Annotated in this window: 2 pseudogenes; both read right to left on the reverse strand. The window is 57.7% G+C overall.

Features of this window, described 5'->3' with window-relative positions:
* Window positions 1-693 (reverse strand): annotated as a pseudogene (locus FDX22_RS27585) (nucleoside recognition domain-containing protein); the annotation flags it as partial.
* Window positions 688-815: pseudogene (locus FDX22_RS30340) on the reverse strand (tail assembly protein); the annotation flags it as partial. The pseudogenes FDX22_RS27585 and FDX22_RS30340, both read right to left, overlap by 6 nt.

Raw genomic sequence — 815 nt, forward strand, 5'->3', positions numbered from 1 at the left:
CCCGGCAGTCCCAGCGCCTGCATCAGACGGTCCATCACAAATGCGGCGCGCGCCATGTAGCCGGAGTCTTCAAGGAAGGAGAGGAACAGGTACATCATGCCGATTTGCGGTACCAGCGGTAGCACGGTGTTAATCCCGCCGCCAAGGCCCTGGGCCAGGAAGATGGTTAGCCAGTCCGGGAAGTGCAGCGTGTAGCCAATCCACTGAATACCATGGATAAAGAGTGCCACGGAACCGACGTCAAACAGCGGCTGCAGCGCGCCACCGATGTTAATGGCGAGCAGGAACATCAGGTACATTACGAACAGAAATACTGGCAGGCCGAGGAAGCGATTAAGTACGACCTTATCGACCGCGGTGGTGAAGCGGCTTGGCTCTGCGGTCAGGGTGTTGCTGACGGTATCGCAGATGGCGGCAATGCACTGGTAACGTGCATCAGCAATATGCAGCGCCGGATCGTCCATTGTTTCACTCAGACGAGTCAGCGCGGCATCCAGATTTTGTGCNGCTGTAGATATCGCCTTCCAGCATCTGCAGACCCAGCCAGCGGCGCTGTTTCAGTGGCATGTCTTTGGCCATCGCGTCGGCGAGGGAGTCCGCTTCCTGCAACAGCGGCTGGGCATAATGGACCAGCTCGACGGTGTCGTTTTCTTTGTAGCGGTCGATCGCCAGTTTCAGCGCTTCAATACCGCGATCTCCCTCGTCAGCAGTACTGATTTCCTGTGAAACCACACGCGATCCCACGCGCATTTCGCCGTACAGCACCGGCAGGGCATTGCCCTGAGCGACCATGTTGTCCAGTGAGGAGAAATACG

The organism is Citrobacter sp. TBCS-14 (genome assembly GCF_005280805.1).
Taxonomy (GTDB): domain Bacteria; phylum Pseudomonadota; class Gammaproteobacteria; order Enterobacterales; family Enterobacteriaceae; genus Citrobacter; species Citrobacter gillenii.